Genomic DNA, 19,105 nt, shown 5'->3' with positions numbered 1-19,105 from the left:
TCCCATGCAGATCGCCATAGTGCTGTATCCCGGCTTCACCGCCCTGGACTTCATCGGGCCCTACGAGGTGTTGCGCTGGCTGCCCGATGCAGAGATTCGCTTCCTGTGGCATGAACCCGGTCCGATCACCGCCGACTCCGGCGTGCTCGTCATCGGCGCTACCCACTCGTTCGACGAAACCCCCAGCCCTGACGTCATTCTCGTGCCCGGTGGGATGACGACGATGGAGCACGCCCGCGACGAGAAGCTGCTGGCCTGGGTGCGCACCGCGCACCGCAGCGCCACCTGGACGGCGTCGGTGTGCTCCGGTTCGGTGATCCTGGCCGCCGCTGGGCTGCTCACCGGCAAGCGGGCCACGTCGCACTGGATGGCACTGACGGCGCTCAGGGCGCTGGGCGTCACCCCGGTCGGCGACGAACGGGTGGTGCACGAGGGAGACATCGTCACCAGTGCCGGGGTGTCGGCCGGGATCGACCTCGCGCTGTGGCTGGCCGGCCAGATCGGCGGCGAGGAACGCGCCAAGGTGATCCAGCTGTCCATGGAGTACGACCCGCAGCCGCCGTTCGACTCCGGGCACATGTCGAAGGCCTCGACGACGACGAAGGCCGCGGCCGCCGCGTTGATGGCCAAGGACCTGGCCAACCCGACCCAGCTCAAGGCGATGACGTCGTTGGTGTGGACCGGCGCGATCGAAGCGGCCCGGTCGCGGAGCAGGCGCAAACGGGGGCGCGTAGCCTCTGCCAGGTGATCAACCTGGCCTACGAGGAAAACGGCTCCGGCGACCCGGTGCTGTTCATCGCCGGCACCGGCGGCGCCGGGCGCACCTGGCACATTCACCAGGTCCCGGCGTTCGTGGCGGCGGGTTACCGCTGCATCACCTTCGACAACCGGGGGATCGGGGCCACCGAGAACGCCGGCGGGTTCGGCACCCAGCAGATGGTCGCCGACACCGCCGCCCTGATCGAGGAGGTCGCCGGTGGCCCGGCGCGGGTGGTGGCGATGTCGATGGGCGCCTACATCGCCCAAGAGCTGATGCTGGTCCGCCCCGAGCTGGTCAGCCAGGCCGTGCTGATGGGCACCCGCGGGCGCCTGGACCGCGTTCGCAAGGCCATCCGGGCCGCCGACGTCGAGCTCACCAAGGCCGAGATCAAGCTGCCGGCCGCCTACGCCGCGAAAGTGCGTGTGCTGGAGAACTTCTCGCCCAAGACCATCAACGACGAGAAGGCGATCGGGGACTGGATGGAGATGTTCACGGCGTTCCCGATCAAGCGAACCCCGGGCCTGGCCGCGCAGCTCGAGGTGTACCCCAAGGAGAACCGGCTGAGCGCCTACCGCGCGATCCGCAACGAGGTGCTGGTCATCGGGTTTGCCGACGACGTGCTGACCCCGGCGGTACTGGGCCGCGAAGTCGCCGACGCCCTGCCCAACGGCCGCTACGTGCAGATCGGGCACACCGGGCATCTCGGCTTCCTGGAGCGCCCCGACACCGTGAACAACGCGATGCTGGACTTCTTCGGCGGGACGCTGGTCTAGCGCCCTTTGGGCGAGAATCCGGCGCTGTGACACGCTGTAGTGGTGAACCCATCGACGGCCCAGGCGCGTGTCGTCGTCGACGAACTGATTCGCGGCGGCGTGCGCGACGTCGTCTTATGCCCTGGCTCCCGTAACGCCCCGCTGGCCTTCGCGTTGTCCGACGCCGACCGGGCCGGACGACTGCGGCTGCACGTGCGCATCGACGAGCGCACGGCCGGTTATCTGGCGATCGGGCTCGCGGTCGCCGAGCGGGCGCCGGTCTGTGTGGCGATGACGTCGGGCACCGCGGTGGCCAACATGGGTCCCGCGGTCGTCGAGGCCAACTACGCCCGGGTGCCGCTGATCGTGCTGTCGGCCAACCGGCCATACGAGCTGCTGGGCACCGGCGCCAACCAGACTTTCGAGCAGCTCGGATACTTCGGCACCCAGGTGCGCGCGGCGATCAGCCTGGGTCTTGCCGAGGAATCCGCGGACAAGCTGGCCGCGCTGAACGCGCAGTGGCGCTCGGCGACCTGCCGGGTGCTGGCCGCCGCGACCGGCGCCCGCACCGCCAACGCCGGTCCGGTGCAGTTCGACATCCCGCTGCGCGAACCGCTGGTGCCCGACGCGGATTCTGATTCCGCGGAGATCCCGCCCGGCCGCCCCGATGGCAAGCCGTGGACTTACAGCCCGCCGGTGGTCTTCGACCAGCCGCTGGAGATCGACCTGACCCCCGACACCGTGGTGATCGCCGGGCACGGCGCCGGTGTGCATCCCAACCTGGCCGCGCTGCCCACCGTCGCCGAGCCGACCGCGCCACACGCCGCCAACCCGCTGCATCCGCTGGCACTGCCGCTGCTGCGCCCGCGCCAGGTCGTCATGCTGGGCCGCCCGACGCTGCACCGGCCGGTCTCGACGCTGCTGGCCGACCCGGGGCTGCCGGTGTATGCGCTGACCACCGGCCCGCGCTGGCCGGACGTCTCGGGCAATTCGCAGGCCACCGGGACCCGGGCGCAGACCAGCGGGTCCCCCGACCCGGCGTGGCTGCAACGCTGCGCGGAGGCCAACCGCCACGCGGTGGCCGCCGTGCGCGACCAGCTGGCCGCGCACCCGCTGACCACCGGTCTGCATGTGGCGGCCGCGGTCGCCGACGCGGTACGCCCGGGTGACCAACTGGTCCTCGGGGCGTCCAACCCGGTGCGCGACGCGGCGCTGGTCGGGCTCAACACCGAGGGCGTGAAGGTGCGCTCCAACCGTGGGGTGGCCGGCATCGACGGCACGGTGTCGACGATCATCGGTGCGGCGCTGGCACACTCGGGCCGCACCATCGGTCTGATCGGCGACCTGACGTTCGTGCACGACAGCTCCGGTCTGCTGATCGGCCCCACCGAGCCCACCCCGAAGAACCTGACGATCGTGGTGTCCAACGACAACGGCGGCGGCATCTTCGAGCTGCTCGAACAGGGCGATCCGCGATTTTCCGACGTGTCGTCGCGGGTCTTCGGCACTCCGCACGACGTCGACGTCGGCGCGTTGTGCCGCGCCTACCACATCGAGGCCCGCCAGATCGAGGTCGACGAGCTGGGCCCCGCGCTCGCCGAGCCCTACGACGGGATGCGGGTGCTGGAGGTCAAGGCCGACCGTTCGTCGCTGCGGCAGTTGCACGCCGCGATCCGGGCGGCGCTGTGATCGGCAGGCTGTCGGCCCTGCTGAAATCCGCGCTGCCCCGGCGCAATCCCGACGTCGTGGACACTGTGCAGCGAAAAGTGTTGCGCTGGAGTAAGTGTGCCGTCTGGATCATTCTCGGGCTGGTGACGTTGCAGTCGATTCTGCTGGTGGCCGGTGCGTGGCGCAATGACCGTCAGATCGAAAACAACATGGGGGTCGCGCAGGCCGAGGTGCTGTCCGCCGGGCCGCGCCGCTCGACGATCGAGTTCGTCACTCCCGACCGGGTCACCTACCGTCCGGAGCTCGGTGTGCTCTACCCGTCGGAACTCGCCGAGGGTATGCGCATCTATGTCGAATACGACCGCAGCGATCCGGATCTGGTTCGGGTGCAACACCGCACCGCCGCGCTGGCGATCATCCCGGCCGGCTCGATCGCGGTCGTGGGGTGGCTGATCGGCGCTCTGGTGCTGACCGGTCTGGTGCTGGCCGAGCGTCGCCTGGCTCAGGACGACATCAGCTTGGACAGCCAATTGTTGTCGTAGACGTCGAGGGTCTTGTTGGTGTTCAGGTCGAAGATGGTCGGGGTGCCGGTGTTGATCGGATCGATCTCGTAGAGGTACTCGAAGTTGGTGTTCGCCATCTCGGCCACGTCCAGCGCGGGCTTGCCCGCACGCATCGCGTCGACGGCAGGCGGCGGGACACCGCTTTCGCGGGCCATCTCGGCGATCTCGGTGTCGGTGGGCCCCTTGCCGCCCGTCTCCTGGTGGCCCCAAAGGTCTTGGACGAAGGCCTGAAACGCCTTGGCGGAGGTGTCGGGTCCGGCCGCCAGGAACATTGCGTTGCTGACCCGGTCAGAGTAGCCGCCCGGCTTGTCGTCCAGGAACGTCAACGGCCGGTAGGTGACGACCAGCTGGCCCAGGTTCATGTACCGGGACAGTTCGTCACCGAAATCCTTCTGCAGATCCGCACAGTGGCTGCATTGCGGTTCGGTGTAGATCTCGATCTGCACGCGCGCGTTCGGGTCACCGGCGACGATGCCGAAGCCGTCCTTGCTCACCGCGGTCGCCGGCCCGCGCGGATCCACTTGTGCCACACCGGTGATGTCGCGGCTGCAGCCGCTGAGCAGGACGACCAGCGTGAGTGCCAGCGAAGACCACAACCGCATGCTGGCACGGTACCCGCGGGCGCGTCGGCTCACCAGGAATTCCAGTGGACGAACGCGTCCGGATCGGCACGATGCGCCGGGCGGAAGCCGGTGCCCACGGTGTAGGCCACCGGCGTCAGCGCGGCTTGTACGACCTCCGCGTAGGGAATGCCGAGTACCTCGGCCATCTCCTTCTCGTAGCTGAGATGACATGTGGTCCAGGCAGTTCCGATACCGCGTTCACGAGCGGCGAGCATAAAACTCCACAGGGCGGGCAGGACCGAGCCCCAGGCACCAGCTTGCCCGCGGATGGTGTTGAGCTCGTCGCGTCCGTCCACCCGGACACCGGCGACCAGCAGCGCTGGGACGTCATCCAGCACGGTGGCCAGCCGGTCGACGCTGTCGGCGATCCTGTTCCACTCGGTGCCGGCCAAGTCCATGCGGCTGCCTGCCGTCGTGGCGAGGCCGGTTGGGGCGAGCAGCCCTTTGCGCCACACCTGCGCCACCTTGGCGCGCACGGCCGGATCGTCGACGATGACGAAGTCCCAGCGTTGCCGGTTGCGTCCGCTGGGCGCCTGGGTCGCGATGCGCACGCAGTCGGTGATCACCTCGCGGGGCACTGGTCGCGAGAGGTCGAGGCGTCGGCGCACCGCCCTCGTCGTGGTCAGCACGTCGTCGGCGGTCAGACTCAGATTGTGCATTCACTGCGCAACGCGGCCTTGCGCCCACGTTAATCCCCGCGAGGCATCCCACCAGCTTTTCGCGTCGTGTATGCCTGGCCGCAACCTCGCTGACAGGCGCTGCTGACAGTGTCGCAGTGTGCGCGTTGCGATTGTCGCTGAGTCGTTCTTGCCCAACGTCAACGGAGTCACCAACTCGGTGCTGCGGGTACTCGAGCACCTTCGCCGCACCGGTCACGAGGCGCTGGTCATCGCCCCGGACACCCCGCGCGGCGAGCCGGCGGCTGAGCGTATTCACGACGGGATCCGGGTGCATCGGGTGCCGTCGAAGATGTTTCCCAAGGTGACGTCGCTTCCGCTGGGCGTGCCGCGGCCCGCCATGGTGCGGGTGTTGCGTGGTTTCGACCCGCACGTCGTGCATCTGGCCTCACCGGCGCTGCTGGGGTACGGCGGCCTGCAGGCGGCGCGGTTCCTCGGCGTGCCGACGGTGGCGGTGTTCCAGACCGATATCGCCGGGTTCGCCCAGAGCTACGGCATCGGTGCCGCCTCCCGCGCGGCCTGGGCCTGGAACAAGCACCTGCATTCTCGCGCCGACCGCACCCTGGCGCCGTCGCATGCGGCGATGGAAGACCTTGCTGCCCATGGCATCCCTCGCGTGCATCTGTGGGGTCGCGGGGTCGACGTCACGGGGTTCGCGCCCTCGGCGCGCGACGGCGGGTTGCGCGCGCGGTGGTCACCGGCTGGCAAGCCGATCGTCGGCTTCGTGGGGCGCCTGGCGCCGGAGAAGCACGTCGAACGGCTCGTGGTGCTGGCCCGTCGCGACGATCTTCAGCTGGTGGTCGTCGGCGACGGCGTCGACCGGGAGAAGTTGCAGGCGCTGCTGCCGTCGGCGGTGTTCACCGGCGCGCTGTATGGCCGGCAGCTGGCCGCCGCGTACGCGAGCATGGACGTCTTCGTCCACCCCGGCGAGCACGAGACCTTCTGCCAGGCCGTGCAGGAGGCCATGGCCTCGGGCCTGCCGGTCGTCGCGCCTAATGCGGGCGGACCCCGGGACCTGGTGGCGCCATATCGCACGGGACTGTTGCTGGAGGTCGACGAATTCGAGTCGCGGCTGGCCCAGTCGGTGGATCATCTGCTCGACGAGCGGGCGCGCTACTCGCTGGCCGCGCGGCGCAGCGTGCTCGGCCGCACCTGGCCGGCGATCTGCGACCAGCTAATCGGGCATTACGAGGCGGTACGCGTCGAGGGACGCCGTCGTCGCCGTAGCCGTGCGGCCTGAGCCACGCCGTACCGTACTCTTAATTGTTGCTGAGAAACCTTTCCATCCCTTACGGGCTGGAGCAGACTGAAACCCATAGCGGGGGAACGCAAAACGCCAATGTCAACACACCTCTCCACGACGGGGGAACGTCTGATGAGTGACGCGTCGTATCGCCAAGACCTCGGCGAGTTTGCCGTCGAACTCCGTAAGCTGGCTTACACCATGCCCGCCGGCCACGAGGATCGCCTGATTCACCTCAGCGAACGCATGGCCAGTCGCGCGCGTCAATTACCGAGAGTCGACGCGCAGGCGATGTAGCTACCCCTGGGCCTCGACGGCGACAGGCTGCCACTGCTCCCAGTTCGCGATGCGGCTCTCGTAGTCCGCCTTTGCTGTCTGCAGCGGCGACTCCCCGAAGAACACCCGCAGCGGCGGGGTGGGGGCGTCGACGACCTTCAGGATGGCCGAAGCCGACGCCTTCGGATCGCCGGGCTTGGACCAGCGCTGCTTGCGGGCCTCGGCGACCTGACGGTGCAGGTCGGCGTAATCGGGCAACTCTGCGGAGGTACGTGACGACGAGCCGGACCAATCGGTGTCGAAGCCGCCCGGCTCGATCAGCGTGACGTGGATGCCGAACGGCGCAACCTCTTGGGCCAGTGCCTGGGAGAAACCCTCCAGCGCCCATTTGGAGGCGTGGTAGATGCCGACGAGCGGGAACGCGGTGATGCCGCCGATCGACGACACCTGGATGATGTGGCCGCTGCCCTGGGCCCGCAGATAGGGCAGGGCGGCCTGGGTGATCCACAGCGCGCCGAACACGTTGGTCTCGAGCTGGTCGCGGGCGTCGGATTCGGACAGTTCCTCGATGAAGCCGAAGTGGCCGTAGCCGGCGTTGTTGACCACGATGTCGAGCCGGCCGAAGTGGTCATGGGCCCGCGCGACCGCGGCGAAGTCGGCCTCCCGGTCGGTGACGTCGAGCTGGATCGGCAGGATCGCGTCGCCGTACTTGGCGACCAGATCCCGCAGGGTGCCGGTGTCGCGGGCGGTGGCGGCGACCTTGTCGCCGCGCTCCAGGGCGGCGATCGCCCACTCCCGGCCGAAGCCGCGGGACGTGCCGGTGATGAACCAGACTTTTTCGCTCATGGTCGTAGCCAACGCCTGCGCCCGCCGATGATTCCCACTCGGGTAGCGTCGGCACCGTGAGCCGCGCGACGCTGGACAAGGATCCCCGGGATGTGGCGTCGATGTTCGATGCCGTCGCGCGTCGCTATGACATCACCAACACCGTGCTCTCGCTGGGACAGGACCGCTCGTGGCGGCGGGCGACCCGCGCGGCGCTGGGCATCGGGCCCGGCGACCGGGTGCTGGACCTGGCGGCCGGGACGGCGGTGTCGACGGTCGAACTGGCCCGCTCCGGGGCATGGTGCGTGGCGGCGGACTTCTCGGTCGGCATGCTGCGCGCCGGCGCCGCGCGGCCCGTGCCCAAGGCGGCGGCCGACGCCACCAAACTGCCGTTCGGCGACGCGGTGTTCGACGCGGTGACGATCAGTTTCGGGCTGCGCAATGTCGTCGACCACCCGGCCGGTCTGCGCGAGATGGCCCGGGTGACCCGCCCCGGCGGGCGGTTGGTGGTGTGCGAGTTCTCCACCCCGGTCGTTCCGGTGTTCTCGACCGTCTACAAGGAGTACCTGATGCAGGCGCTGCCGCGGGTGGCCCGCGCGGTGTCGAGCAATCCGGAGGCCTATGTCTATCTGGCCGAGTCCATTCGGGCCTGGCCCGATCAGGCGACGCTGGCCCGGCAGATCCGCGACGCCGGCTGGGCGGATGTGCGCTGGCGCAACCTCACCGGCGGCATCGTCGCCTTGCACGCGGCGGTCAAACCGGAGTAGGCCGGAGGGATGCCGGTCCTCGCATTCGACGTCAACGAAACCCTGCTCGACCTCAGCCCGCTCGACGAGCTCGTGGGCGGCGCGGACAACCGCAGGCGGTGGTTCGCCCAGATGCTGCAGATCTCGTTCGTCGGCGGGCTCACCGGCGACTACGTCGACTATCCGAGCGCTCAGCGTGCGGCGTTGGAGATGCTCGGCCTGCCCGGCGCCGATGAGCTGCCCGACCGCATGCGGGAGCTGCCGTTACACCCCGATGTGGTGCCCGCCCTGGAGCGGCTGCGCGCCTTCACGGTGGTCGCGCTCACCAACTCGCCGCTGTCGGTGGTGACTGAACAGTTCGAGTTCAACGGTGTGACAGCGCTTTTCGACGCCATCCTGTCGGCGGACACGGTGCGCGCCCTCAAACCGCGCCCCGAGGCCTACCGGCATGTCAGCAGCACACTCGGGGTGCCGCTGCGCGATGTGCGTCTCGTCGCCGCACACGGCTGGGACATCGCCGGCGCGCTCACCGCAGGCTGTCGTGGCGCGTTCGTGGCGCGCGCCGGCCAGGCACTGATGCCGATCGGCCCGCAGCCCGACATCGTGGGCACCGACCTGCTCGCGATCGCCGATGCCCTGGGCAAGTAGCGATTTCGGCGCGTTTTCGTTCGCTCAGCGGCGGAAAACGCGCCGAAATCGCTAGAAAACGCTAGCGGCCGGCGTCGGCCAGCACCTGGTAGCCGGCGTTGTAGCCGGGGATGAACGTGATGCCCGGGCCGCCGTGGCAGCCGGCGCCGCCGAGGTAGAGCCCCTCGATCGGGATCGGCTCGTCCAGGAAACCCTTGGGCCCCGGCCGGTTCGGCCCCATCAGTTCCGGCTGCAACAGGCCGTGGCAGAAGTCACCGTTGGGCGCGGCGAACATGGTGTTCATGTGATACGGCGCGAAGGTGATGTCGCGGATCAGGATGTCCTTGAAGTTCGGGGCATACCGGGTGATCTTGTCGACGACCCGTTGCGCCATCACGGTTTTCAGGTGGCCGTGTTGGTCGCGCGGCGCCTCGATGGGGAAGCCGTAGGCGTACACGCTGGCCGCGTGCTTACCCGGGGGAGCCATCTCGGGATCGCCGACCGTCGGCATCTGGATCGACAGTGCGGGGTTGTCGGGGACCTCACCGGCACGCGCCATCTCCCATTGGCGCTGTTGTTCTTCGGGCGAGCCGAACATGCCCACCGACATCTGCATGCCGGGGGCGTTCAGGAAGTCGTAGGGCGCGGCGTATTCCGGCGGCCCATCGAGGGCGAAGTGGATCTGCATGAACGACGCCCGGTGGTCGCGGCCGCCGAGGCGGGTCACCAGCGAGGACGGAAGATGGTCCACCCCAACGAGGTCCAGCAGCGTGGTCTCGGGCGCGAGGTTCGACACCACGATGGGTGCGGTGATCACTTCACCGTCCTTGAGTCGAACTCCGGTCACCTTGCCGTCCTCGACGAGGATCTGCTCGACCTTGGTGCGGTAGCGGATCTGTCCGGCGGCCTCGGTGAACAGTGCTTTGAGATGGTCGGAGAGCACCCCGATGCCGCCCTTGAGCTTGGTGGTCATCTGCCCACCTTCTGGGGGCATCGCCATCGCGAACGCCAAACATGTTGCGCTGCCGGGGGTGTACGGGCCGCGGTAGGTGGAGTTCACCGCCAAGAACGCCAGCATGCCCCGGATGACGGCGTGCTTTTCCTTGTCGGGCAGGAAGCGGTCGATGACGTCCATCGCCGAGCCGAACAGCATCTCGTGGATTGCTCGGCGTTCGTTCTCGTCGGCGGCACACGCGTACATCTCGTCGATGGTCTTGGGCAGTGCCAACGCGTCGAACCGGCCGAGCGCCTTGCCGGGGCCGGTACTCCAGGCGTACAGATTCGCCATCGCCATCACGGCTTCCATGCCGTGTTTCTCGTTGAGATGGGTCATCATCGCCATCGGGTCGCTGTGGAAGACCATCGCTTCCTCGCCGTGTTCGCCGAGGTTGACCGACATGATTTCCGACTCGATGGTCGGCAGGGTGTCCAGGCCGAGTTCGCTGTTGATCTTCTGCGCAGTGGGGAACCGCACGGATCCGGCGATCTCGTACTTGAACCCGTCGATCAGCTCGACGGTCGCCGCCATACCGCCGCTGTAGGTGTTGGCTTCCAGGCACAGCGTGCGCAGCCCCGCTCGTTGCAGCACCACCGCTGCGGTCAGGCCGTTGTGTCCGGCCCCGACGATGATCGCGTCGTAATCAGTCATGCGGCGGAGCTTAGCCATATCCGGCCCAAGTTTTGTCAAATTTGTCATTTGGACGGTCGCGTCGTTGAGTGAGCGCTGACGGCGCGAAAACCCCGTCGATCGCTGCGTCAGCGCTCACTCAACGTGGCGGCTCTCAGCTGAACGGCTTGCGCCGATCCACCATCCGCGACCCTGTGCCCGCGACCCGCCAGACCCGCGCCACCAGGTCGGCGTCCTCGTCGGTCACCAGATTGCCCATCACCCGCACGGCCACTCCCATCAGCCGCGACGACCGCATCGCGATCGGCCCGGTCAGCGGCAGGAACCGGGGCAGGGTCAGCAGCAGGCCCAGCCGGCGGGCCACCGAGAAGCCGCGCCCGTAGTGCGCCTGCAGCAGCGCCGGCCAGGCCTGAGAGAGATCGCCGGCGTCCTCCACCATCTGCGCGGCCAGCCGCCCGGTCTCCAGGCCGTAGTCGATGCCCTCGCCGTTGAGCGGATTCACACACGCCGCGGCGTCGCCGATGAGCATCCAGTTGGGTCCGGCCACGCCGGATACCGCGCCGCCCATCGGCAGCAACGCCGACGACACCGCCCGCGGCGGCCCGTCGAAGCCCCAGGACGCCCGCTTGAGGTCGGTGTAGTGCTTGATCAGCGGGCGCAATGCCACGTCGGCGGGCCGCTTGGCGGTGGCCAGCGCGCCGACGCCGATGTTCACCTCGCCGTTGCCCAGCGGGAAGATCCAGCCGTAGCCGGGCAGCACCTGCCCGTCGACAGACCGCAGCTCGAGATCCGAGGAGATCCACGGCTCCGAGGACCGCGGCGAGGCCGCATATCCGCGCACGGCCACCCCGTACACCGTCTCCTGGTGCCACTGCCGGCCGAGCACGCGACCGAACGGGGAGCGCGCGCCGTCGGCCACGATCACCCAGCGGCACGACACCCGCGACCCGTCGGCCAAGATCACCGCGTCCACCCGGCCGTGCGAGTCGGTCGAAACGTCGACGGCTTTGACACCGAGCAGCATCGCCGCGCCGGCATCCTCGGCGACCTTGCGGATCCGGTCGTCGAGTTGTGTGCGGGGCACCGCCGACCCGCTGCCCGGAAACGACGGGCCGGGCCAGGGCACCTCGACGTCGGCGCCGAAGCCCGTCAGTCGCAGACCGTGATGGCGGATGTGGCCGTCGAGCCAGTCGCCCAGGCCGAGGCGCTGCAGCTCCAGCACCGCGCGGGGGGTCAGGCCGTCGCCGCAGGGCTTGTCCCGGGGGAACTCGGCGGCGTCGATCACCAGCACGTCGCGGCCGGCACGGGCGGCCCAGGCGGCGGCCGCCGACCCGGCGGGCCCGGCCCCGACGACGACCACGTCTGACCGAGTATCCATGCCCCCAGTATGTTGGCAGGGTGAGAACTCCGGCGACGGTGGTAGCAGGGGTGGACTTCGGCGACCCGGCGTTCGCCCAGAGCGTCCGCGACGGTGTGGGCCGGGTCGAAGAGCTCATGAGCATCGAACTTCGCGGCGGCGACGAGCTCATGACCGAGGCCGTGGTGCACCTGTTCGAGGCCGGCGGAAAGCGGTTCCGGCCGCTGTTCACGGTGCTCTCCGCGCAGATCGGCCCCGACCCGGACGCCTGGCAGGTGACCGTGGCCGGCGCCGTCATCGAGCTGGTACACCTGGCCACGCTGTATCACGACGACGTGATGGACGAGGCGCAGATGCGCCGCGGGGCGCCCAGCGCCAACGCCCGCTGGGGCAACAACATCGCGATCCTGGCCGGCGACTACCTGTTCGCGACGGCCTCGCGGTTGGTGAGCCGGCTGGGCCCGGACGCGGTGCGCATCATCGCCGAGACCTTCGCCCAGCTGGTGACCGGCCAGATGCGCGAAACCAAGGGCAACACCAACGGCGTCGATCCGGTCGAGCACTACCTGAAGGTGGTCTACGAGAAGACCGCCTGCCTGATCGCGGCCTCGGGCCGGTTCGGTGCGACCTTCGCCGGGGCCACCGAGGACCAGGTCGAGCGGCTGAGCCGGCTCGGCGGCATCGTCGGTACTGCATTCCAGATCTCGGACGACATCATCGACATCGACAGCGACCCCGACGAGTCGGGCAAGCTGCCCGGCACCGATCTGCGTGAAGGGGTGCACACCCTGCCGGTGCTGTACGCGCTGCAAGGTACCGGCCCGGACGCCGACCGGCTACGTGAGCTGGTGAGAGGCCCGATCGAAGACGACGACGCCCTGGCCGAGGCGCTGGCGCTGCTGCGCGCCGGCGACGGCATCGCCAAAGCCAAGGCCACCGTGCAGCGCTACGCCGAGGAGGCCGGCCAGGAGCTGGCCGGGTTGCCCGATGTCCCGGGCCGGCGTGCGCTGGCTTCGCTGATGGACTACACGATCAACCGGCACGGCTGAGCGATTCGCGGAACCTGGTAGTCGGTTCGAGGCGTTAACCTCCCGTGAGAGTGCGTTTGCTCCTAGGAGGAACTCGATGACCTGGCACCCGACCGCCAACACGTTCAAAACGTTCATGCTGCTTGTCGGGATGTCGGCGCTCATCGTCTTCATCGGTTCGCTGTTCGGCCGCAACGTGATGTTCCTGGCGCTGATCTTCGCCCTCGGCATGAACGCCTACGTGTACTTCAACTCCGACAAGATGGCGTTGCGCGCCATGCACGCTCAGCCGATCACCGAGGTGCAGGCCCCGCAGATCTACGCCATGGTCCGCGAGCTGGCCACCACCGCGCACCAGCCGATGCCGCGGCTCTACATCAGTGACACCGCCAACCCGAACGCGTTCGCGACGGGTCGTAACCCGCGCAACGCGGCGGTCTGCGTGACCACCGGGATCCTCGACCTGCTCAGCGAACGCGAACTGCGCGCGGTGCTGGGTCACGAACTGTCGCACGTGTACAACCGCGACATCCTGATCTCCTGTGTGGCCGGTGCGCTGGCCTCGGTGATCACCGCACTGGCCAACGTCGCGATGTTCGCCGGGATGTTCGGTGGCGGCAACCGCGAAGGCGGTGCCAATCCGTTTGCGCTGCTGCTGGTTTCCCTGCTGGGTCCGATCGCCGCCTCGCTGATCCGGCTGGCGGTCTCCCGCTCGCGGGAGTACCAGGCCGACGAGTCCGGGGCCGAGTTGTCCGGCGACCCGCTGGCGCTGGCCTCGGCGCTGCGCAAGATCAGCGGTGGCGTCGAGAACGCCCCGCTGCCGCCCGAGCCACAGCTGGCCGACCAGGCGCATCTGATGATTGCCAGCCCGTTTCGCTCGGGCGAGAAGATCGGCAAGCTGTTCTCCACCCATCCGCCGATCCCGGACCGGATCGCCCGGCTGGAGAAGATGGCCGGGTACTAGCCCGTCCCGGAGCTGGTGCCGGCCATCGTGCTGACCGTCGTCGTCTTGGCGGAGCTGGCGATCCCGGCCTGATGCAGCGAGCGCAGCACCATGGCGCGCAGCACCCGGCCGACCTCGAACTGCTTGCCCGGCAGGGTGCGCGCCACCATCCGCAGATTCACGATGTCGAGCTTGATGCTTTCCACGCCCATCAGGGCGGGCTCGTCGAGCAGTAGCTGCTCCAGGCGGGCGTCGGTGGTCGCCGCGGTCGCCACGTCGTGCAGAACGTCGTTGACCGTGTTCAGGTCGGCGCTGGTCGGCACCGGGATGTCGACGACGGCGCGGGCCCAGTCCTTGGACAGGTTCAGCGCCTTGACGATCTGGCCGTTGGGGATGGTGAACACTTCGCCGTCGCTGGTGCGCAGTTTGGTCACCCGCAGGGTGACGTCCTCGACGGTGCCCTGCGCCTCCGAGGATCCGGTGACCGTCAGCGACACCAGGTCGCCGAAGCCGTACTGCCGCTCGGTGATGATGAAGAACCCGGACAGCAGGTCCTGCACCACCCGCTGAGCGCCGAAACCGAGGGCGGCGCCGAGCACGGCGGCCGGCGCGACGAGCGAACCGATCGGCAGGCCGAGTTGGTCGATGATGTCCACGGCGACCAGGACGTACAGGAGTGCAATCGCCACCGAGGAGATCACCGAGGCGACGGCGGCGCGGTGCTTGGCGGTCTCCGAGCGCACCAACTCGTGTCCGGTGTCCAGGCGACGGGCGATCTTGCCGGCGATCCACCGGATCAACCGGGTGGCCAGCAATGCGGCGACGATCACCAGCACGATGTGCAGTCCCTTGGTGCGCAGCCACTCGCCGAGGTTGCCGTTCCAGAAGTCGTGCCACTGGCCGTCAGCCAGATACGTGGTCGTCAGTGAGTTCATGGTCCTGTCGCGAATTGCCTTGAAGTGGCGCTCGTTTGACGTGCGGCGAGCACCGGGGGACCGTCGTTGCGTTCCCGATCCGGCGGGTTTTACACCTCGCCGGTGGCCTCGATCATTCGTCGGCGGTGGGCGCCGGGGTGCTCGGTTTGCCGACACCGGAGCGCGCGCCGTCGCGCTTGAACAGGCGATTGACCGTGTCCGACACCTGGGTCAGCACGTTGGTCACGAATTTCTCGGTGGTGTCGGCCAGCGCGGGCTTGGCGCCACCGGAGCTGCTCGGTGCGGCGGGCCGGCCCGGGGTGAAGTCAGGTGCAGGCCGCATGACGTTCAGCCGTGGCCCGACGCTGGCGGCGGGAGCGGCCGGGGCACCGGCCGGCTCGTCGGCGGGCGCAGGGTCGGGTGCCGGCGATGCGGGCACCGACGCGGGTTCGGGTGCGGGCTCGGCGGGGGGCAGGGGGTCGAGATGGCCGAGGACGGCCGCACCCAGCGACCGGTAGGCGACGACGGCAAGGTCGTTGATGCGTTCGACGACGGCGACGACGCCGTCCGGGTAGGTCAGCGTGGTGGTGTGGGTGCGCGGATCGGTGTGGCAGATCGTGGCACCGGTGCAGTTCACCCCGCCGGAGGGATCGACCGACTTGGTGGAGTCATGGGTGTTCAGCGCGTTGGCGTCGGTGAAGACGTTGAGTACCTGAACCTTGGCGTCGGCGTCGAATTCGTAGTTGACGTGGAAGACGTTGGTCGACGGGGCGGTCGAGTCCAAGAGTTCGGCGAGGGTGGCGGCGTCGTCCGGGCCGCCGATGGACAGCAGTGCGCTGTCGCGGTCGGCGGGCAGGATCTTGTAGTCGAAGAACTCGACAATGGCGTCAGCCGCCGGGTGGACGGTGGCGTCGGGAAAGACCAGCCCCGCCAGGCCGACGACGGGCGTGCTGACGGTCTGCGGTTCAGTGGCGGCCACCACCATGGCCGCGAGAGCGAGGCTCACCCCCACCGCGCCTGCGCGCAGTGGTCGCCGCCCCATCTGCCCCTGCACCGAACAGCCTCTCCAGAGTCAAGTCGGAATCGTTCAAGTGTAGGCCGGATCTGACCCGAACGCGCCGGTCGGAATCGGTGACACGGTAACGAATCGGCACCGCTGCGCCGAAGGTACGGGTGAGGACGCAAACTGCGCCGCGAGCGGTGCCTACGTAGGGTGTGGAGATGCTGAGCAGAATCCTGATCGGCCTGGTGGGTGCTGCGGGAGCAGCTGCGATCGGTGTGCCGGGCGTTGCCGCGGCCGACCCCGATGCCGCCCCGGCCCCGGTCCTTCCCAACGTCAACGCCTATACGCCGGTCAGCCCGGTCGACTATTCGGTGATGGGCGGCAACTGGTACGCCTTCGCAGGCCCGCCCGGGGTGACCTGCGTGCTGGACCGGCAGAACGGCAGCTACGGCTGCAGCGGTGCGCTGCCGGGCGCCCCCGGGGGCGCCAACCTGGTCAGCGGCGGCCCGTCCGGCGAGCCGGGGTTCTCCAGCACCGGCGCGTCGATCTACGCCGCGGCCGGTGAGGTCAAGCCGCTGCCGCCGAACACCCGGCTGAGTTTTCGCGACATCAGCTGCGGTGTCGACGGCGGAGGCACGGTCGCCTGCGTGAACAACCACGACCAGGTCGGGTTCGTCGTCGGGCCGGGGGCGACGTTCACCTCGGGGCCCAGCCCGATGCTGGATCGACCGAAGAACTCCAACCCGCTGTTCCCGTCGTTCCCCGGCTGAGCCGACTAGAAGTGTGAGTCGTTGACCTCGTGGCCGGGCTTCTCGGCCATCAGGCCGCGGTAGGCCTGCTCCACGTTGGCGCCGTGATTGACCACGGCGTCCACCTCGCGGGCGATCGGCATGTTCAGCCCGTACTTCTCGGCGAACTCCATGATCACGCTGGCGGCCTTGACGCCCTCGGCGACCTGGTTCATCGAGGCGATGATCTCCTCGATGGTCTTGCCGGAGCCCAGCTCCTCGCCGACGTGGCGGTTGCGGCTGCGCTTGGACGTGCAGGTGACGATCAGGTCGCCCATGCCGGCCAGGCCGGAGAAGGTGTCGCGCTGGCCGCCGATGGCTTCGCCGAGTTTGGACATCTCACGCACGGCCCGGGCCATCACCATGGCTCGGGTGTTCTCGCCGATGCCCAGCGAATAGCCCATGCCGACGGCGATGGCGTAGACGTTCTTCAGCGCACCGGCGATCTCGACGCCCACCACATCGTCGGTGGTGTACACGCGGAAACGCCTGGTGCGGAACATCTTCGCGAGGTTGGCGGCCAGGTGCTGATCGGGCATGGCCAGCACCGCGGCGGCGGCATAGCCGTCGGCGACCTCCCGGGCGATGTTGGGCCCGGCGAGGATGCCGGCCGGATGGCCGGGCAGCACCTCGTCGATGATCTGGCTCATCCGCATGTTGGTGCCCTGCTCCAGGCCCTTGACCAGGCTGACCACCGGCACCCACGGCCGCAGTTCCTTGCTCAGTTCGGCGAGCACGCCGCGGAAGCCGTGCGAGGGCACACCCATCACGACGACGTCGGCACATTCGGCGGCTTCGCTGAAATCGGTGGTGGCGCGCAGGGTTTCCGAGAGTTCGACGTCGTCGCCCAGGTAGCGGGAGTTGCGGTGGTTGTCGTTGATGTCCTTGGCGGTCTCCTCCGAACGCACCCACTGCAGCGTCGGCCCACGGCGGGAGCAGATGGATGCGACGGTGGTTCCCCAGGATCCGCCACCGAGTACGACAACTTTGGGTTCGCGGCGCTCAGACGTCATGGCGTTCAGGGTATTGCGAACCCCTCGTTGTTCATGGGGAGTTCGGGCAATCGGGGTGCGCGGTTGGGCCGGGAGGGTGGGTGTCTATTCCCGAATGCGATATCACCGGTGATATCGCATTCGGGAAATGCGCACCGACCCACCCGCAGCCGAACTATCCGGTCACCCGAGCCGGGGACGCGATCCGGCCGAAGGTCATGTCTTCGTCGACCTTGTCGATGAAGTGGTAGTCGATGGCGTCGGCGAGATAGTTCTGCCGCACCACCCACGGCCGCTTGAGGCCCGACTTGGGCAGCGCGTGCAGGTTGCGCAGCACGTAGCCGGCCTGGATGTCCCAGGCCAGCTTCTCGGCGATCGGCTCACCGCCGAGGTGTGGGAAGGCGTGGGTGTAGCCGTGTGAGCGCATGTGGGCGATCAGCTCGGCCGCGGCGCGGGCGGTCATGTCGGCGCGCAGTGTCCACGAGGCGTTGGTGTAGCCGATGCACCAGATCAGGTTGGGCACGTCCTCGAGCATGTGGGCTTTGTAGGAGAACCGGTCCTGCGGCTTGATCTCGGTGCCGTCCAATGTGATTCGCACGCCGCCGAGCGCCTGCAGTTGCAGGCCGGTGGCGGTGACGACGATGTCGGCGTCCAGGTGCTGACCGGACTTGAGCATGATTCCGGTCGGGTCGAAGTGGTCGATGTGGTCGGTGACCACCTCGGCGCGGCCGCTGGAGATGGCCTCGAACAGGTCGCCGTCGGCCACCAGGCACAGCCGCTGATCCCACACGTTGTAGCGCGGCTTGAAGTGCACGTCGACGGGATAGCCGGGCGGCAGCTCCTTGGCGTTCTGGGCGCGGATGATCTTTCGGGCCAGTCCGGGGGCGGTGCGGGCGATGAACCAGACGATGCTTTCGAAGGCGACCGCGAAATAGCGCGCGAATGCGTGGGAGAACTTGCGGGGGAACAGCTTCCGGACGATTTCGATGATCGGGTTGACGCGCGAGCCGGCCAGCAGGTACGTCGGCGAGCGCTGCAGCATGGTCACCTTGGCGGCTTTGCGCGCCAGCGCGGGGATCAGCGAGACGGCCGTGGCGCCGCTGCCGATGACGATCATCTTCTTGCCGGTGTAATCCAGGTCCTCGGGCCAGAACTGGGGATGCACTATCGTGCCGCCGAACGTGTCGAGGCCGGGGAAGTCGGGGGTGTAGCCCTCGTCGTAGTTGTAGTAGCCGGAGCCGAAGAACACGAAGCGACCGCGGTAGGTCCTGGGTTGACCGTGTTCGGTGACGTGCACGGTCCAGGTGTCGGTGGTCGAGTCCCAGTCGGCCGACCGCACGTGGGTGTGGAAGTGGATGTGGTCGTAGATGCCGTGCTTGTGGGCGGTGTCCTCCATGTACTCGCGGATGTGGTCACCGTCGGCCACGCCTTCCTTACGGGTCCACGGCTCCCACGGCCAGGACAGCGAGAAGATGCTGCTGTCGGAGCGCACGCCCGGGTAGCGGAACAGGTCCCAGGTGCCGCCGATGCGGTCCCGGCGCTCCAGCACGACGTAGCGGGTGCCGGGGTTGCGTTCGGCGATCCGGTAGGCCGCGCCCAGCCCGGAGAATCCGGCGCCGATGATCACCACGTCGTAGGAGCCGCCGTCGGTCTCGGCGGGTACGGGCTCGGTCGCCGGGGTAGCGGTCATCGC

20 protein-coding genes are annotated in these 19,105 nt (G+C 68.6%); 11 read left to right on the top strand and 9 right to left on the bottom strand.

Going from position 1 to position 19,105, the window contains the following annotated elements; genetic code table 11:
• The first annotated feature begins 4 nt into the window (after positions 1–4).
• From MSZK_RS06640 to MSZK_RS06625, 4 genes are read left to right on the top strand one after another with little or no spacing between them, the layout of a single operon-like run.
• Entirely contained in the window at positions 5–748 is a 744-nt protein-coding gene (locus MSZK_RS06640) for a DJ-1/PfpI family protein (RefSeq protein WP_099246107.1), read from the top strand.
• On the top strand, positions 745–1,533 hold the full coding sequence (locus MSZK_RS06635; RefSeq protein WP_099246105.1) for an alpha/beta fold hydrolase: 789 nt from the start codon (positions 745–747) through the stop codon (positions 1,531–1,533). The genes MSZK_RS06640 and MSZK_RS06635 overlap by 4 nt, the downstream gene beginning before the upstream one ends.
• 42 nt (positions 1,534–1,575) lie before the next feature.
• Positions 1,576–3,201, top strand: a complete 1,626-nt coding sequence (gene menD, locus MSZK_RS06630; protein WP_099246476.1) for a 2-succinyl-5-enolpyruvyl-6-hydroxy-3-cyclohexene-1-carboxylic-acid synthase — start codon at positions 1,576–1,578, stop codon at positions 3,199–3,201.
• A gap of 17 nt (positions 3,202–3,218) precedes the next feature.
• The gene (locus tag MSZK_RS06625) at positions 3,219–3,722 is read left to right on the top strand and encodes a DUF3592 domain-containing protein (protein ID WP_371411298.1); all 504 of its coding nucleotides are present in this window, start codon (positions 3,219–3,221) and stop codon (positions 3,720–3,722) included.
• Here MSZK_RS06625 and MSZK_RS06620 read toward each other — a convergent pair.
• Together MSZK_RS06620 and MSZK_RS06615 are read right to left on the bottom strand one after the other, a co-directional pair.
• Positions 3,683–4,345, bottom strand: a complete 663-nt coding sequence (locus MSZK_RS06620) for a thioredoxin domain-containing protein (RefSeq protein ID WP_099246101.1) — start codon at positions 4,343–4,345, stop codon at positions 3,683–3,685. The genes MSZK_RS06625 and MSZK_RS06620 overlap by 40 nt on opposite strands.
• A gap of 29 nt (positions 4,346–4,374) precedes the next feature.
• On the bottom strand, positions 4,375–5,025 hold the full coding sequence (locus tag MSZK_RS06615) for a nitroreductase family protein (protein WP_099246099.1): 651 nt from the start codon (positions 5,023–5,025) through the stop codon (positions 4,375–4,377).
• A gap of 118 nt (positions 5,026–5,143) precedes the next feature.
• On the opposite strand from MSZK_RS06615, the gene MSZK_RS06610 reads away from it, so the two are divergent.
• Together MSZK_RS06610 and MSZK_RS32595 are read left to right on the top strand one after the other, a co-directional pair.
• Entirely contained in the window at positions 5,144–6,283 is a 1,140-nt protein-coding gene (locus MSZK_RS06610) for a glycosyltransferase family 1 protein (protein WP_099246097.1), read from the top strand.
• Between the two features lie 135 nt (positions 6,284–6,418).
• Positions 6,419–6,583 carry a hypothetical protein gene (locus MSZK_RS32595; protein WP_199203220.1) on the top strand — a complete coding sequence of 55 codons (165 nt, stop codon included), beginning with the start codon at positions 6,419–6,421 and terminating at the stop codon, positions 6,581–6,583.
• On the opposite strand, the gene MSZK_RS06605 is transcribed toward MSZK_RS32595, so the two are convergent.
• Entirely contained in the window at positions 6,584–7,408 is an 825-nt protein-coding gene (locus tag MSZK_RS06605) for an SDR family oxidoreductase (protein WP_099246095.1), read from the bottom strand.
• Positions 7,409–7,464: 56 nt separating this feature from the next.
• On the opposite strand from MSZK_RS06605, the gene MSZK_RS06600 reads away from it, so the two are divergent.
• Positions 7,465–8,154 (top strand): demethylmenaquinone methyltransferase, encoded by a 690-nt coding sequence (locus MSZK_RS06600; protein WP_099246093.1) that lies wholly within the window; start codon positions 7,465–7,467, stop codon positions 8,152–8,154.
• A 9-nt stretch (positions 8,155–8,163) separates the two neighbouring features.
• Entirely contained in the window at positions 8,164–8,781 is a 618-nt protein-coding gene (locus tag MSZK_RS06595; protein ID WP_099246091.1) for a haloacid dehalogenase type II, read from the top strand.
• A 61-nt stretch (positions 8,782–8,842) separates the two neighbouring features.
• On the opposite strand, the gene MSZK_RS06590 is transcribed toward MSZK_RS06595, so the two are convergent.
• Entirely contained in the window at positions 8,843–10,408 is a 1,566-nt protein-coding gene (locus MSZK_RS06590; RefSeq protein ID WP_099246089.1) for an NAD(P)/FAD-dependent oxidoreductase, read from the bottom strand.
• 133 nt (positions 10,409–10,541) lie between these two features.
• Positions 10,542–11,765 (bottom strand): menaquinone reductase, encoded by a 1,224-nt coding sequence (gene menJ, locus MSZK_RS06585; RefSeq protein WP_099246087.1) that lies wholly within the window; start codon positions 11,763–11,765, stop codon positions 10,542–10,544.
• Between the two features lie 20 nt (positions 11,766–11,785).
• On the opposite strand from menJ, the gene grcC1 reads away from it, so the two are divergent.
• Together grcC1 and htpX are read left to right on the top strand one after the other, a co-directional pair.
• A complete protein-coding gene (gene grcC1, locus MSZK_RS06580) occupies positions 11,786–12,793 on the top strand; it encodes a nonaprenyl/(2E,6E)-farnesyl/geranylgeranyl diphosphat synthase (RefSeq protein ID WP_199203219.1) in 1,008 nt (335 codons plus the stop codon).
• A gap of 76 nt (positions 12,794–12,869) precedes the next feature.
• On the top strand, positions 12,870–13,736 hold the full coding sequence (gene htpX, locus MSZK_RS06575; protein WP_099246083.1) for a zinc metalloprotease HtpX: 867 nt from the start codon (positions 12,870–12,872) through the stop codon (positions 13,734–13,736).
• Here htpX and MSZK_RS06570 read toward each other — a convergent pair.
• Positions 13,733–14,650 carry a mechanosensitive ion channel family protein gene (locus tag MSZK_RS06570; RefSeq protein ID WP_099246081.1) on the bottom strand — a complete coding sequence of 306 codons (918 nt, stop codon included), beginning with the start codon at positions 14,648–14,650 and terminating at the stop codon, positions 13,733–13,735. The two genes, htpX and MSZK_RS06570, sit on opposite strands and share 4 nt — an antisense overlap.
• A gap of 112 nt (positions 14,651–14,762) precedes the next feature.
• The gene (locus tag MSZK_RS31970) at positions 14,763–15,671 is read right to left on the bottom strand and encodes a hypothetical protein (protein WP_142389884.1); all 909 of its coding nucleotides are present in this window, start codon (positions 15,669–15,671) and stop codon (positions 14,763–14,765) included.
• A 179-nt stretch (positions 15,672–15,850) separates the two neighbouring features.
• Between MSZK_RS31970 and MSZK_RS06560 the strand changes: the two genes are divergently transcribed.
• Positions 15,851–16,402 carry a hypothetical protein gene (locus tag MSZK_RS06560; protein WP_099246474.1) on the top strand — a complete coding sequence of 184 codons (552 nt, stop codon included), beginning with the start codon at positions 15,851–15,853 and terminating at the stop codon, positions 16,400–16,402.
• A gap of 5 nt (positions 16,403–16,407) precedes the next feature.
• On the opposite strand, the gene MSZK_RS06555 is transcribed toward MSZK_RS06560, so the two are convergent.
• Both MSZK_RS06555 and MSZK_RS06550 read right to left on the bottom strand, forming a co-directional pair.
• Positions 16,408–17,433, bottom strand: coding sequence for an NAD(P)H-dependent glycerol-3-phosphate dehydrogenase (locus MSZK_RS06555; protein WP_099246079.1), 1,026 nt, complete (start codon positions 17,431–17,433; stop codon positions 16,408–16,410).
• Between the two features lie 154 nt (positions 17,434–17,587).
• A complete protein-coding gene (locus MSZK_RS06550) occupies positions 17,588–19,102 on the bottom strand; it encodes an NAD(P)/FAD-dependent oxidoreductase (protein WP_099246077.1) in 1,515 nt (504 codons plus the stop codon).
• Positions 19,103–19,105: the final 3 nt, after the last annotated feature.

Source organism: Mycobacterium sp. shizuoka-1 (genome assembly GCF_002723835.1).
In the GTDB taxonomy this organism is placed as follows: Bacteria; Actinomycetota; Actinomycetes; order Mycobacteriales; family Mycobacteriaceae; genus Mycobacterium.
The sequence above is the reverse complement of the archived record's forward strand: the minus strand, read 5'-3'. Positions and strand labels throughout refer to the sequence as shown.

Coding starts and splice junctions, on each gene's coding strand:
- MSZK_RS06640 (WP_099246107.1), top strand. CDS start 5: ATGCAGATCGCCATAGTGCTGTATCCCGGCTTCACCGCCCTGGACTTC.
- MSZK_RS06620 (WP_099246101.1), bottom strand. CDS start 4,345: ATGCGGTTGTGGTCTTCGCTGGCACTCACGCTGGTCGTCCTGCTCAGC.
- MSZK_RS06615 (WP_099246099.1), bottom strand. CDS start 5,025: ATGCACAATCTGAGTCTGACCGCCGACGACGTGCTGACCACGACGAGG.
- MSZK_RS32595 (WP_199203220.1), top strand. CDS start 6,419: ATGAGTGACGCGTCGTATCGCCAAGACCTCGGCGAGTTTGCCGTCGAA.
- MSZK_RS06605 (WP_099246095.1), bottom strand. CDS start 7,408: ATGAGCGAAAAAGTCTGGTTCATCACCGGCACGTCCCGCGGCTTCGGC.
- MSZK_RS06595 (WP_099246091.1), top strand. CDS start 8,164: ATGCCGGTCCTCGCATTCGACGTCAACGAAACCCTGCTCGACCTCAGC.
- MSZK_RS06590 (WP_099246089.1), bottom strand. CDS start 10,408: ATGACTGATTACGACGCGATCATCGTCGGGGCCGGACACAACGGCCTG.
- menJ (WP_099246087.1), bottom strand. CDS start 11,765: ATGGATACTCGGTCAGACGTGGTCGTCGTCGGGGCCGGGCCCGCCGGG.
- htpX (WP_099246083.1), top strand. CDS start 12,870: ATGACCTGGCACCCGACCGCCAACACGTTCAAAACGTTCATGCTGCTT.
- MSZK_RS06570 (WP_099246081.1), bottom strand. CDS start 14,650: ATGAACTCACTGACGACCACGTATCTGGCTGACGGCCAGTGGCACGAC.
- MSZK_RS31970 (WP_142389884.1), bottom strand. CDS start 15,671: ATGGGGCGGCGACCACTGCGCGCAGGCGCGGTGGGGGTGAGCCTCGCT.
- MSZK_RS06560 (WP_099246474.1), top strand. CDS start 15,851: ATGCTGAGCAGAATCCTGATCGGCCTGGTGGGTGCTGCGGGAGCAGCT.
- MSZK_RS06555 (WP_099246079.1), bottom strand. CDS start 17,433: ATGACGTCTGAGCGCCGCGAACCCAAAGTTGTCGTACTCGGTGGCGGA.
- MSZK_RS06550 (WP_099246077.1), bottom strand. CDS start 19,102: ATGACCGCTACCCCGGCGACCGAGCCCGTACCCGCCGAGACCGACGGC.